Consider the following 13,485-nt stretch of genomic DNA (forward strand, 5'->3'; position numbering starts at 1 on the left):
CAATTCGGCTTTAGAAAGAGCCGTTGTGGTGAAAGACGAAGTCGAGCCACAAATCCCTGATGATTTTTTATTGAAACTGACGCTGCAGTTTTTGTTTTCTGCGCGTAGCAAACATTGCGCTCGCCAACAAGCGCGTGCCTTTCATGATCTGAGTCTCAACAGTCTTTTCGCTGATGTTCATCAGACTGGCCACTTCCTTCTGCGATAACTCGTCCACTCTTCGCAACCACACGACCTCTCGACAGCGCGGTGGCAACTCTCTGAGCGCATTGGCAAGTCTCATCAACTGCTGCCGCTCATGCAGCTCATGCTCCGGCGTCGTGTCCCCAGCCGTGAGATTCAGCGCTTCCAGGTCGCCAACAGCATCTATGCGAAGCACACGACTGCGGCGCACGCGGTCTGTGAGCAGATGCTTTGCCGTAGAGAAGAGAAACAACCGAGGCGAGTGCGGCCGAGCCTTGCCCGCCGCTTCGAACACGCGCACGTAGATCTCCTGGCGAAGATCGTAAAGTTCCTCGCGATTTCGCCACGCGCGCTTCAGGTAACGCTCGAGGGCCGCCTCGTGAGGCAGAATCTCTTCGGCGAACCAGTCATTGAGCGCAGCGACACTGTCTGTGCTCATGGCGCAACTGAACTCTGCTTCGATCCTTCGCCGCGCCAGCCCGCGCCTCGCACGAACCGACCGGGTTTGGCGCCGGTATGCTGGGCGTCGCGAACGACCTGCACGCCATTGACCAAGACCGCTTTCATGCCCACCGCATATCGATGCGGATCATCAAATGTGGAGCGGTCGGCGATGCTGGCTGGGTCGAACACAGCAATGTCGGCGTAGTTACCGACCTTCAAGGTGCCACGCTCACGCAGACTGAGAATGCTTGCGGGAAAGCCAGAGAGCCGATGAACGGCATCGCTCAAGCTCAGCGCATTCTTGTCTCGCACGTAGTGACTGAGCACCCGCGCGAACGTGCCGTAGTTGCGTGGATGAGTCTTGCTCTTCAGTACCTCGCCTTCGGCGGCCGACGACACTCCATCCGAACCGAACGTGACCCAAGGCAATCGAATCTGGCGCAGCAGATTCTCTTCGGACATGACGAAGTACGCCACGCGCAAACGACTAGCGTCGGCAATGACCAGATCGATGATGGCGTCTTCGGCACTGACACCGCGTTCACGGGCCACGGCGGCAACCGTCTTGCCGGCCACTTGCTTCGCCAACTCTTGATTACGAGTCGTGTCCAGAATCAATAAATTTTCCGGCGACCCGGCATTCACCAGTCCATTGGACCAACCAACCGCGGGCGCACGCATCTCAGCAATCACACGACGACGCACGTCAGGATTCTTCAACCGCTCGATCCACGCGTCATTACCGCCTTCCTGCACCCAAGGCGGCATGGTGATATCCAGACCGGTGAACGCCGCCGTGTACGGATACATATCCGCAGTGATCTTCAGCCCAGCCGACCGCGCCGCTTCGACCTTGGCAATCACCCGCTCCATCTTCGGCCAGTTCGGTTGACCGAAAGCCTTGAGGTGATAGATGTGAGCCGGCACGCGTGCTTCACGCGCGACCGTGATCAACTCATCGACCGCCTCAACCAAACCGTCGCCTTCATCGCGAATGTGCGAGATGTACATGCCGCCGTATTGGCCGGCGACTCGCGACAGCGCAATCAGCTCATCAGTATTCGCAAAGGTCGCGGGCACATACCCCAGCGCCGAGGTCACGCCGAGCGCGCCCTCCTCCATGGCCTGACGCACCAACGCTTGCATCTGTTGCAGCTCGGCCGCAGTAGCACGCCGATCGTCATAGCCAACGACATGCACTCGAACAGAGGTCGCGCCCACGAACGACGCAATGTTCGTCGACACGCCGCGGCGTTCGAGCACTTGCATGAATTCGCCCTGCGTCGTCCAGTCGAAGTCCGAGCCGAAGCCAGGCACGCGACTGCGCATGCGATCTTTCATGGCCGCATTCAGCGGCCCCATGGTCTGGCCTTCGCCAAGCAATTCCAGTGTGACACCTTGGCGGATATCGCTTTCGCCCCGACCGTCTTCGAGCAAAGTAGTGCTCGATTGGCTGAGCATGTTGATGAAGCCCGGCGAGACAGCCAGGCCGCGCGCATCCACTCGTGACTTGGCCTTCGCACCGGCAAGGTCGCCGATGCGCTCGATACGGTCCTTGCGCACTCCGACATCCGCTTTGAACGGCGCCGCACCGGTGCCGTCATAGATCGTTCCGCCGGCAATGATGACGTCGTACGGCTGCTCCTTCGCCGACGCGTTCGTCATCAACAACCCAAGACACAGCCAGCTGAGTATCGCCTGTTTCACGGTGCCGCTCCGGCCGAGCCGCCGCTGCGACGAAGTTCAACCCAATGACTGACGAAGTCGCCCTCTCGTCCTTGCCGAGGCCATGGCGCTTTGGTCTCGAGATCCCCCACCAAGCGCTCGCCATACAAATTGAGCTTCAGCTGCAACACATTGGCCCGATGCCGAGCATCGTCGGTGTCGATGCTGCCGGGAATCTCCGCGGTGACGCTCGTATCTTTGAGTCGGGCTTCGGCGAGGCGCGACTGCGGACCTAACCCGAACTTGGCCTCCACCGTACCGTCCGCTGCCACCTTGATCGACAACGGAATCGAGCCTCGATAGGTGTGCACGGAACCGGACCATTCACCGCGCAGTTGCTCGCTGAATGTGGCTGGCGGCTCTTTCAGATTGGTTCGATCCTTGGACCACAGCTGCTCTTGATAACCGAACTTGCCGAGCAGCGCCGCCGTGATGGCATCGATACTCTCGGTGTCAGAGTTGCTCACAATCGCGATGGCCACGTTCTGGGCCGGCAGCAAGCCGAGGTAGGTGCGCGTGCCGTAGGAGGATCCGGCGTGCCACACCAGCTGTTGTCCCTGGCTGCTGGTGGAACGGAACCAACCCAGTGCATAGGTGCCCCACCAACCCGAATCGAACGAGGCGGCGTGCAACTCATCGATGCGCCGCGCGGAGAACAGCGGCTTACCGCCCGGCACCCGGTTCTTGAGATGAAACATGCCGAACTGCGCCAGATCGTGCGCCGAACTGTAGATGCCGCCGTAACCGACGAAATCGAAGTTGTAATCCGGAATCAGCGAGCCGTCTTGCCGATACCGAGCCGCAACGTTGTCGTCCGCAGGTCGATACGGCTCAGCGAACGTGCGTGTCATCGCCAGTGGCAAAAACACTTCCTTGCGCATGAAGTCGGCGAACCGCTGTCCTGACGAGTGAGCGATCGCACCTTCGAGCACGCCGTAACCGAAGTTGGAGTACTTCCAGCGTGTCCCCGGCGGCGTCAGCACATGGCCGTAGCGTCGGATCGATTGATCCGTCGGCGGCACGCTATACGGTTCATCGACATGAAATGCCATCGTGTGGCCGCTCAGGCCCGCGGAATGATCGGCCACACGCCGCAACGTCACTTCGGAAATATCGCCCACGATGGCCACCAGCTTGGCATCGCCGAGGAAGTCATTGATGGGCGCATCGAGCTGCATCTTGCCGCGATCCACCAGCAGCATCATGCCGGTGCTGGTGATGGGCTTGGACACGGACGCCAGCGCGTACATCGTATGTTGGTCGGCGGAGCGGCCCGTCTCTTTGTTCGCGATGCCGAAGCCCTGCTCCCAAACGATCTTGCCATCCTTGGCGACAGCCACCGCCATGGACGCGAGCCCACCGTCGATCTCTTTGCGAATGGCGGTGCGAACATCCTCAAAGGAATCCGCCGCACGCCCTTGCTGAGCGACTACCAACAGAGTCAGACACAAACATTTGATCGTGGTCTTGTTCACAGTGTTGCTCCCGCCGAGCTGCCGCTGCGACGAAGTTCTACCCAATGACTGACGAAATCGCCCGCCACTTTCTCTCGTGGCCACGGCACTTTGGTACCGAGATCACCCACCAATCGCTCGCCGTATAGATTGACCGTCAACTGCAACGCGTTCCGACGACGCCGCGCATCGTCGGTATCGATGCTGCCCGGCAACTCAGCGCTGATGCTCAGATCTTTGACCCGCGCATTGGCAATGCGAGCCACTGGCCCGAGCCCGAGCTTCGCATCCACCGCCCCATCGGCGCCCACGTTGATGACCAGCGGCACGTTGCCACGGTAGGTATGTACCAATCCCGTCCATTCGCCACGCAGTTGCTCACTGAAGCTCGGCGCCGGTTCGTTCGGGCTGGAGCGGTCCTTGGCGGACCACAGCTGCTCCTGATAACCAAACTTGGCTAGTAGCGCGCTACGAATGGTTTCGATGCTTTCGGTATCCGAATTGCTGACCACGGCGATGGCCACATTCCGATCCGGCAGCAGGCCGAGAAACGCTCGGGTGCCATAGGAAGCGCCGGCATGCCACACCATCAATTGCTGTTCGCTGCTGGTGGAACGGAACCAGCCCAAGCCATAGACACCCCACCATCCCGAGTCGTAAGACGCTGCGTGCAACTCATCGACTCGCGCATCCGAGAACAGGCGCTTGCTGCCCGACACCTTGTTCTTCAAATGAAACATGCCGAAGCGCGCCAGATCGTGCGCCGAGCTGTAGATGCCGCCGTAACCGACGAAGTCGCCGTTGTAGTCGGTGATGCGTGAACCGTCGCGGCGATAGCGGGCGGCGACATTGTCATCGACCGGGCGCTGCGGGTAGGCGGAAGAGCGCTTCATGCCCAGCGGCAGGAAGACCTCCTCGCGCATGTAGTCGCCGAAGCTCTGCCCCGACGTGCGTGCAATCGCCGTCTCCAACACCCCGTAACCGAAGTTCGAGTATTTCCAGCGCGTGCCCGGCGGCGCCACGATGTGACCATAGCGACGAATCGTTTGATCGGCCGGCGGCGCGCTGTAAGGCTCATCGAGATGAAACGACATCGCATGCTCGGGCAAGCCCGAGGAATGATTGGCGATCCGTCGCACCGTCGCGTCGCGAATATCACCCACGATGGCGACCAGCTTCGCATCGCCCAAATAGTCATTGATGGGCGCATCGAGCTGCATCCGTCCGCCGTCGACCAGCCGCATCATGCCGGTGCTGGTGATGGGCTTGGACACGGAAGCCAGCACATACATCGTGCTCGGATCAGCCTGCCGACCGGTCTCTTTGTTGGCGATGCCGAAGCCCTGCTCCCAAACGATCTTGCCGTTCTGGGCCACGGCAACGGCAACGGAGGCCACGCCGCCATCGATCTCTTTGCGAATGGCCGCGCGAACGTCGTCGAAAGAATCCGCAGCGCGCCCCTGCTGAGCCACGACGAGTAGCCCACACGCTGCCAGCGAAACAATCATCGCTCGATGCATCGACATGCTTGTTATCCTGATACTTCTAATAGGCGTGGCTGTCGGAACGAAGCCGGGCTCACCAGACTTCGCAGCGCTGCGGTGCCGGCCGCACCATGGGTTGGCCAGCGCGGCAGGCGAACGTTTGCTGGAACTCCGTCAGATTGGAGAGCGGCCCCACCACCCGATATTTGCCGGTGGGATGGTTATCACTCTGCATCATCGAGCGAGCGAACTCGGGCCGTTCCACATCGCCGCGAAACTGCCCCCAGGAGATGAAGAACTGTTGCTCGGGCGTCAGACCATCGAGCATCGGCGCCGCCGGCTTGCCACGCTGAGAAATTTTTAGCGCACGATACGCAAGCCGCACGCCCGCCTGATCGGCAATCGCTTCGCCCAGCGTGAGCCGGCCGTTGTGATGAATGCCGGGCTCGACGAAATAATTCTCATACTGCTGCACGATGCACTCGCCTCGCGACTTGAAGTTCGCCAGATCGTCAGCAGCCCACCAGTTGTTCAGACGGCCTTGGCCATCGTACTGCGAGCCCTTGTCATCGAAGCCGTGAATCAGCTCGTGCCCGATGACCGAACCGATGGCGCCGTAATTGACCGCATCGACGGCCTGCATGTCGAAGCTCGGCGGCTGCAGGATGCCCGCCGGAATGATGATTTCATTACGCAGCGCGCGGTAACCGGCATTCGACGTCGGCGGTGTCATGTCCCAACGACTACGATCCACCGGCCGGTTGATGGTCGCCCGGCCGTCACTCACGGCGAAGCGCCGGCCGGCCAGCACCGATTCCCAGTAAGCATCGCGACGAATCGACACACTGCTGTAATCCTTCCAGCGATCCGGATAGCCCACCTTGGCCTGGAAGGCCGCCAGCTTCTCCAACGCCCGAGCTTTGGTCGGCGGCGTCATCCAAGTCAGCTCTTCGATGGTTTCGCGCAGGGCCAACCGCAAGTTATCTACCATCGTCTGCGCGCGAGCCTTGGCTTCTGGAGAAAAGTACTGCTCTACATACTTCTGTCCCAAGGCTTCGCCGAGCGCGATATCAGTCGCCTCAGCACAGCGAACCGCGCGGGGTCTAATCTGCGTCGCGCCGCGCAGATAGGCGCTGCGAAAGTCGAACTCCTCTTGGACGAACGGCGCCGATAGCGACGGTGCCGCCGAGTCGAGCACGTGCCATCGCAAGTACGTCTTCCAATCCGCAAGCGAGGTGCTGCGCAGCTGACGATCGAACTCCTCCATGAGCCGCAACTCGACGACATTCACATCGCCGGGCTGCAACCCACTCGCGCCGTAGTACGCCTGCCAATCGAACGTCGGCGTGAGCTTGCGCAGCTCAGCGAAAGAGCGTTGGTTGTCCATCGCCTTGGGATTCCGCTGCGACACATTGTCGAGCGACGCGCGCGCGAACTGTGTCTCCATCCGTAAGACCGTTTCGGCTGCAGCCTTGGCTTTCTCGGCAGAAGTGCCCGCCAGTTGCAGCAGCTTGGCGATGTACAACTTGTAGCGATCGCGCGCAGCCTCGAAGCGAGGTTCGCTGCTCAAATAGTAGTCGCGATCCGGTAAGCCTCGGCCACGACCCGCACCGGCGATGTTCGCAATGACGCGCGTGGGATCGTGCGAATCGGATTCGGCATGCAGCCGAAACGGCACGTCGATGGCGACGGCATGCAACGTGGCGATGGCCTGTTGCAGATCGGCCGGCTGCCGGATCGCATCGACCCGATCCAGCAGCGGCTGCACGGGACGCACGCCCAATCGGTTCAGCGCACTTTCATCCATACAGGCAGCGTAGAAATCGCCGATCTGTCGCTCACTGCTGCCGGCAGGCGCATTACTGCGAGCAGCAGCCTCCAGAATGGTTCGCAGCTGATCCTTGGCGATTTCTCCCGCTTCCCAGCGCCGGCTCCAACGCGGCTGCGAGGCCGGCACAGGATTCTCTCGATGCCACTTGCCATTCGAATGCTGGAACATGTCGTCGCAAGGTTCGACCGACGCGTCGATGTCGCCCACATACACGCCGCGCAACGCAGCGGTATCGCTCCAGGCCGCCGATGCGAACAGCGAACTCGAGAGCAGCAAGGCAACCGAACCATGAATCATCGATCTCACTGAGTTCTCCACTGAATGGCTACCAGCGAGCCCGCGCCGTGAACATGAAACTGCGCGGCGTGCCGTAGGTGTTCTCGGTTTGGGTGCCGAGCACCTGGTAATAGGTTTTGTCGAGCAAGTTGTCGCCGTACAAGCCAATGCTCCAGGTGTCGTCCAATCGATATTGAGCGGACGCGTTCCAGATGGCGTAGGAACCTTGCATGGAGCGAAACGGCACGACCTCGCCATTGGCTGCGACAGCAGTCAGGTCGATGTAATTTCTGGTCTGCGCCAGTACGCCGCCATTCAGCGTCCAGCGCGAGGCGCGACCGGGCAACTGCCAGGTCGTCCACATCTTGAACATATGTTTTGGCACGCGGTTGAGCGCATAGGCAATCCCTCCCGGGACCAGCACACCGCTGCGCAGTTGATCGAAGCCGCGATACTCGTTGGTGTAATAAGTGTAGCCAGCAAACATTTGCCAGCCCGGCACCACCGTGCCGCTGATCTCTGCGTCAAAGCCTCGGCTGGTGACATCCGCGGCCGCCACATAACAGCAGCGTGCACCATCGGTGCCTGACACCACTGATGCGAACGAAGGATCTTCGACCGCCTGCCCCAAGCGCTCGACTCGGTAGATCGCAAACGACGTGTTCAGCCGCTCGAACCATTCGCCCTTCACACCGATCTCATAGCCGGCCCCGGTGACCGGATCGATCGGCTCATTGGGCGTGACCGCTCCCGGCGTCAACGCTCGCAGGCGGTTGCCTTGCGCTTCGAACGTCTCGGCATAACTCAGGTAAGCCGACCAGCGCGACGAAAAATCCCAATGCAACGCGGCGCTGGGAATGAACTTGCTGGCCTCGTAACGCGTCGCGCTCGGTGCCCCGCGAGTGCCATCGCTCGCCACCGCCCGATAGACCTGATCGAAACGGTACTCGCTGTAGCGCCCGCCGAGTGTCAATTGCAACGACTCAGTGAGCTTCAGACTCAGCGCGCCGTACACGCCCTGCTGTGTTTGTCCGTTCTCGGGATAGACGCCGGTCAGCGTCTCCACCGGTTCGGGAAAATTCGCCGGATCGAAATTGAAAACATCCAGCGGCCGGCCGTTCGGAAAAACATAGCCTTCGGCGCGGTACTCTCGCTCGCCGCCGCCATCGATCTGCGCATAGTCGACGCCCAGCGTATAGCGATGCTCGCGGCCGAACAGCGCGAGCGTGCCGCTGGCCGACAAGTCCAACAAATCCTGCACCGACTCGTAATCGTTGGCACGCACGATGGCCTGGTTGCCAGACAACGTGACCGGATCGATGAACCCGTAAGCGATGAAAGTGCGGCTCTCACTGCTCTGCTCGAGTCGAGTCAGGTTGAGCTTCACGACGCCGGTGCTGCCGTAGCCGTGCTCGACGCGCGCGAAAAATTCTCTGCTGGTCAGATAGCGGCGCGCCCAATCTGGATTGAAGGCCACGCTGCGGGAGAGCTTCAGGTCTCGTCCGTCGGAATAGCGAGGATGGCCTTGCATGGCATAGGCATCTTCTTTGCGATCTTCGTAGCTCGCGCCAACGATCAGTTGTGTGGCTTTGGCAAGGTCGTATTCCGCCGTGCCGAACAGCAGCGTCTTCTCGGATTCGCTGCGGTCATAGTAGTAGTCCTTGTTGGCGTACGCGCCGACCAAGCGACCGCGTAATTTTCCGTCGGCGGTCAGTGCGCCCGTGACATCGACTTCGCCCCGATAGGCATTCCAACTGCCGGCGGACACATTGGCTCGCAACTGGGTCTCCGCCTGAGCCCGCTTACGTACCAGATTGACGACGCCGCCCGGCGCCCCGACGCCGCTGAACATTCCATCGACGCCCCGGAGCATTTCGATGCGATCGAACTCGGCGGTGTCCGGCGCCAGGTAGGAGCCAAAGCCACCGGTGTACGCCGGCGCTCCCCCATCCAGCTGCAGCGTCTGTACCCGAAAGCCGCGCGAATAGAAGTAGCTGTCGACGGCACTGGGGCTGTGGCTCACCGCCGTCACGCCGGTGGTTTGGGCCAGGGCTTCGGCCAGCGACGTTAAATTCTGGGCCTCGATACGCTCGCGAGTCACGACGGTGACCGACTTGGGGGTTTCCCGCAGGGATTGTCCCGACTTGGAGCCGACGCTGAGCGCATTGTCGAGCGTGGCGAAGACGTTCACGGTCTCCAACACGTGAACCGACTCCGCCGCCGCCCGTTCGGTTGTGATCGCAACCGTATTCTCATCCATGAACTCGAACGCCAGACCCGAGCCTTCCAACAACCGGCGTAGCGCATCCTGCAGCGTGAAGGTGCCCTCCAGCGCTCGGGCCTCCACTTCCTTGGCGCCCGTGTCCGAGCGGAACAGCAGTTGCAGCCCGGTCTGCTGGGCCAGGCCTTTCAACGCCTGATCCATCGGCTGCGCCGGCAAGTGCAACTCGACCTGACGCTCGGCGCCAGGCACCTGGGCGTGAGCAACGACGCTCGACAGCGTCAGCGCAACGACCAGCAAGACGCTCCGCAAACGGATCAGCAAATCCGCAGCTGCATTCATAGCCCTCCCAGTATGTTCTCGTCCTGGCACCAGCGGCCAGCCACCCTCTGTGGGGTGGATACTGACTAGGAGTGGCCCAGAATAAAAAAACCCGCACCCAGTGCGGGTAAATGAGTTTGGGATCACTCTATAGGACTAGAGTCCCCGTATTCATCGCCGGATACCCCCAACCAGACGGCCCTTCGTGACTGCCGAGACGCCCGATCCCGATGCACCGTTCGCCAGTACCGCTTTTCAGCGGTATGAGGCCCAGTTGCATCGTTTTCTGGCCAGGCGGCTGGCTCGGCCACATGACGTGGACGATCTGGCCCAAGAAGTGTTCATGCGGCTGGCCCGAATCGAAAAGCCCGAGCTGATTCGTAAGCCGCAGGCTTACCTGCTGAGCATCGCAGCCAACCTGGTCTACGAATTCCGACTGCGTGGTCAGAAAGAGCACGAACAAGTGACCTATGACTCAGCCACCGTCGAACAGGTGGCCGAGCACGTGGCCGATCCATCGGTGCGGGACAACGCCGAGGACCTGGACCTGCAACGCCGACTCGATCGGGCACTGGAACAATTGCCCCCCATGCAGCGGGCCGTGCTGCTGCTGGTGAAACGCGACGGTTATTCGCACAAGGAAGTGGCCAAGAAAACCGGCTTGAACGTGCGCACGGTGGAACGCTACGTCATGGAAGCAACGGCGACGATGCTGACAATGGACTGGGAGCCATGAGGGCGCGGGGATGACATTGAATACTTATCAAGCCGACGACAAGCGTATCGCGCTACAAGCCGCCGAGTGGCTCATGCGACTGCGTGACGGCGATCCCCGAGACAAGGCCGCCTTCAGCGCCTGGCTGCTCGAGTCGCGTCGTCACGTCCGCAATTTCCTATTGTTGGCTGCGATGGAGCAAGAGCTGGGGCGCGTCGACCCGCAGCGTCGACACGATGTCGATGCTTTGATCGCGGAGGCCCAGGCCAGCCCGGTGCCTCATCCAGCAACGTCCCGATTGCCAACGCTCGAGCAGAAGCGTCCGAATCAGCGCCGGCTGCGCACTTGGTGGATGGCCGTGGGCAGCATCGCTGCTGCCGTGGTTGTGGCCGTCACGCTAACGTTGCAACTTCGCACGCCTGCCGATGAATACTCGACTACCACAGGCGAACAGCGCACGGTGAAATTGCCCGATGGCTCGCTCGTCCATCTGAATACACGCACTCGGCTGGCATTGAAGTTCTCCGCCTCGGAGCGCGACATCCAACTCATCGACGGCGAAGCGCTGTTCATCGTTCAACACGATGCGGATCGCCCGTTCCGTGTCATCACGGACACTGCCGTGGCACGAGCCGTCGGCACGCAGTTCAATGTCTACAAGCATGAAGGCTCAACCACCGTGTCGGTGGTCGAAGGCCGCGTGCAAGTCAGCTCCAGCGATACTGCCAACACACCGTTGGGCGCTGGCGAAGCTGCCACTGCGTACCGTGATGGCAGCGTCAAGAAAGAATCGGTGGCCGATCCCGCCGCAGCCATTGCCTGGCGCGAACGCCGCCTCGCCTTCCAGGACGATCCGCTCGCCACCATCGTCGCCGAGTTCAATCGTTACAACACCCTGCAAATCACGCTCGAAGGTGCTGAGCTACAACGACGCACCTTCACCGGCGTGCTGGATGCCGACAAGCCAGAGTCGCTGCTGCGTTTGTTGTCGAAAGAACCCGACCTGGTTCTGTCGCAACAGGGCAATGAGATGGTGATCAGGATGCGGCGCTGACGGGCGCGCGCCGCAGATTCAAACAGGCCGTGCTGCCGCCCATCGCCACCGTGATGAGGCAGATGCCGATCCAATGCAGCGACGTCAGACGCTCTCCCAAGATCGCAAATCCCGCGAGCGCAGCGACTGCCGGTGAAGCACTCACCAAGATACCAAAGACGTGCGCCGGCAAGCGACGCAAGGCGAACATTTCCACCGAATACGGTAGCGCACTCGATAACGCGGCGATGATCAAGCCCATCATCAGCACGCTCGGCGCCAATAACGCAGCGCCTGCATCCGCCACGCCAAAGGGTACCGTCACGACGGTAGCGACGATCATTCCCCAAGAAACGCCATCCACCTCAGCCGCCGCCGAGAGCCGTTTGCCGAACACGATGTAGAGCGCCCAAGAGACCGCCGCGCCCATCGCGAACAACACGCCGATTGGATCCAGACCCGACGCCTGGAAATCGAACGGGATCAGCAGCGCCAAGCCGATGGCGGCGAACAGCAACCAAATCAGATCCAACGCTCGTCGCGTCCCCGCCAGCACCACCGCCATGGGTCCCAGCACTTCGATTGCCACGGCAATGCCCAGAGGAATTCTGGCGAAGGCCTGATAGATCAGCAGATTCATCAAGCCCAGCATCCCGCCGTAGCGCAGGACTGCGCCCAGATGCTCTCGGCGTACACCGGTCCGCCACGGACGACGCACGATCAACAGCAAGCCAGCGGCAAGCGTGATGCGCAGCGCCGTCATCCCCATGGCGCCGACGACGGGAAACAGCTGCTTGGCGAACGATGCGCCGATGCTTTGGCTGAACAGCGATGCAAGCACCGCTGCCGCCCCGATCCAGGCGTGTCTTTGGGCGTGTGAAGAGGTCGGGTCCATGCGGTGAGACATTAACCCGTCACACCGATGAATTGGCTCGTTTTACGCGGCTCCCATGCAACGTTCGCCCAATCTGGACTAGATGGCCGACGAGCGCGCCGCCGCTTCCGGCTCGGACGAGGCCGGCTTCTCGACCGCGACCTGTTTGTCCTTGTTATAGACGCGGCCCAACGACACGCCGACGATGGCCCAGATACCTGCGACCACGGCGCCGATGATGGCCACCGGCGACATGCCCAAGCCCAACCCTTCGGTCAGGCCCGCGAACGCCCAGCTGTTCAACGTATCGCCACCGCGATACACGACCGTGTCGATGACCGGCTTGGTCTTGTAACGCACTTCCCGATCTACCAACGTGAACAACATTTCACGCGCCGGACGGGTGATGGCGTAGTTGCCCGCGCTCAACACCACGCGCAACACGATCACCAACCAAACGAACGGCAGCAAGGCCAACGTGACCAAGCCCCCCGCCATCGCAGCCGGAATCAACGCCAGCGTCACACTCAAGCCGAACTTAGTCGTCAGACGGCTGGTCGCGACGATGGCCGTCACGATGGTGAAAAAGTTCACCGCCCAATTGATGCCCGACTGAATCTGGGTGCGCGTGCCGCGGTCGTAGACCTCCAGCAAATTCTTCAGCTCGAAATAAATGAACGAGCCCATCGAGGTGTACAACAACAGAAACAAGCCGATGCCCAGCAAGAACGGACTGCGAATGAACGTGGTGAAGCCGGCGAACGGATTGCCGCCGATGGCCTGCTGAGCCGCACCGCCGTCCAATCCTGCATTCCCCAATTCCGTGGCCTTGAGTCGCTCCAGATAAGGAATCAGCGGCATCACGCCGACCAGCATCACGGCCGCGACCACGACCAGTTCGTTGCTGGTGATGTGTTCGGCCAG

9 protein-coding genes and 1 pseudogene are annotated in these 13,485 nt (G+C 61.1%); 2 read left to right on the forward strand and 8 right to left on the reverse strand.

Going from position 1 to position 13,485, the window contains the following annotated elements:
* Positions 1 to 67: 67 nt before the first annotated feature.
* The 6 genes from JNL55_RS13865 to JNL55_RS13890 are packed head-to-tail and all read right to left on the reverse strand — an operon-like array spanning position 68 to position 9,960.
* A complete protein-coding gene (locus JNL55_RS13865) occupies positions 68 to 622 on the reverse strand; it encodes an RNA polymerase sigma factor (protein ID WP_293853975.1) in 555 nt (184 codons plus the stop codon).
* Positions 619 to 2,334 (reverse strand): N-acyl-D-amino-acid deacylase family protein, encoded by a 1,716-nt coding sequence (locus tag JNL55_RS13870; RefSeq protein ID WP_293853979.1) that lies wholly within the window; start codon positions 2,332 to 2,334, stop codon positions 619 to 621. The genes JNL55_RS13865 and JNL55_RS13870 overlap by 4 nt, the downstream gene beginning before the upstream one ends.
* Positions 2,331 to 3,827, reverse strand: coding sequence for a serine hydrolase domain-containing protein (locus JNL55_RS13875; protein ID WP_293853983.1), 1,497 nt, complete (start codon positions 3,825 to 3,827; stop codon positions 2,331 to 2,333). The genes JNL55_RS13870 and JNL55_RS13875 overlap by 4 nt, the downstream gene beginning before the upstream one ends.
* A complete protein-coding gene (locus JNL55_RS13880) occupies positions 3,824 to 5,332 on the reverse strand; it encodes a serine hydrolase domain-containing protein (protein WP_293853988.1) in 1,509 nt (502 codons plus the stop codon). The genes JNL55_RS13875 and JNL55_RS13880 overlap by 4 nt, the downstream gene beginning before the upstream one ends.
* A 52-nt stretch (positions 5,333 to 5,384) precedes the next feature.
* Positions 5,385 to 7,418, reverse strand: a complete 2,034-nt coding sequence (locus JNL55_RS13885; protein ID WP_293854005.1) for a M13 family metallopeptidase — start codon at positions 7,416 to 7,418, stop codon at positions 5,385 to 5,387.
* A gap of 28 nt (positions 7,419 to 7,446) precedes the next feature.
* Positions 7,447 to 9,960 carry a TonB-dependent siderophore receptor gene (locus tag JNL55_RS13890; protein ID WP_293853991.1) on the reverse strand — a complete coding sequence of 838 codons (2,514 nt, stop codon included), beginning with the start codon at positions 9,958 to 9,960 and terminating at the stop codon, positions 7,447 to 7,449.
* A 184-nt stretch (positions 9,961 to 10,144) separates the two neighbouring features.
* On the opposite strand from JNL55_RS13890, the gene JNL55_RS13895 reads away from it, so the two are divergent.
* Positions 10,145 to 10,675, forward strand: a complete 531-nt coding sequence (locus JNL55_RS13895; RefSeq protein WP_293853995.1) for an RNA polymerase sigma factor — start codon at positions 10,145 to 10,147, stop codon at positions 10,673 to 10,675.
* Between the two features lie 10 nt (positions 10,676 to 10,685).
* A complete protein-coding gene (locus JNL55_RS13900) occupies positions 10,686 to 11,708 on the forward strand; it encodes a FecR family protein (protein ID WP_293853999.1) in 1,023 nt (340 codons plus the stop codon).
* Here JNL55_RS13900 and JNL55_RS13905 read toward each other — a convergent pair.
* Together JNL55_RS13905 and JNL55_RS13910 are read right to left on the reverse strand one after the other, a co-directional pair.
* Positions 11,692 to 12,582 carry an EamA family transporter gene (locus tag JNL55_RS13905; protein ID WP_415923074.1) on the reverse strand — a complete coding sequence of 297 codons (891 nt, stop codon included), beginning with the start codon at positions 12,580 to 12,582 and terminating at the stop codon, positions 11,692 to 11,694. The two genes, JNL55_RS13900 and JNL55_RS13905, sit on opposite strands and share 17 nt — an antisense overlap.
* Before the next feature lie 78 nt (positions 12,583 to 12,660).
* Positions 12,661 to 13,485 (reverse strand): annotated as a pseudogene (locus JNL55_RS13910) (MFS transporter); the annotation flags it as partial.

Source organism: Steroidobacter sp., assembly GCF_016790065.1.
GTDB lineage: Bacteria > Pseudomonadota > Gammaproteobacteria > Steroidobacterales > Steroidobacteraceae > Steroidobacter.

What these genes read in the sequence shown, in the direction of transcription:
- JNL55_RS13885 (WP_293854005.1), bottom strand. Translation starts at nt 7,418, where the DNA reads ATGATTCATGGTTCGGTTGCCTTGCTGCTCTCGAGTTCGCTGTTCGCA.
- JNL55_RS13865 (WP_293853975.1), bottom strand. Translation starts at nt 622, where the DNA reads ATGAGCACAGACAGTGTCGCTGCGCTCAATGACTGGTTCGCCGAAGAG.
- JNL55_RS13905 (WP_415923074.1), bottom strand. Translation starts at nt 12,582, where the DNA reads ATGGACCCGACCTCTTCACACGCCCAAAGACACGCCTGGATCGGGGCG.
- JNL55_RS13900 (WP_293853999.1), top strand. Translation starts at nt 10,686, where the DNA reads ATGACATTGAATACTTATCAAGCCGACGACAAGCGTATCGCGCTACAA.
- JNL55_RS13890 (WP_293853991.1), bottom strand. Translation starts at nt 9,960, where the DNA reads ATGAATGCAGCTGCGGATTTGCTGATCCGTTTGCGGAGCGTCTTGCTG.
- JNL55_RS13880 (WP_293853988.1), bottom strand. Translation starts at nt 5,332, where the DNA reads ATGTCGATGCATCGAGCGATGATTGTTTCGCTGGCAGCGTGTGGGCTA.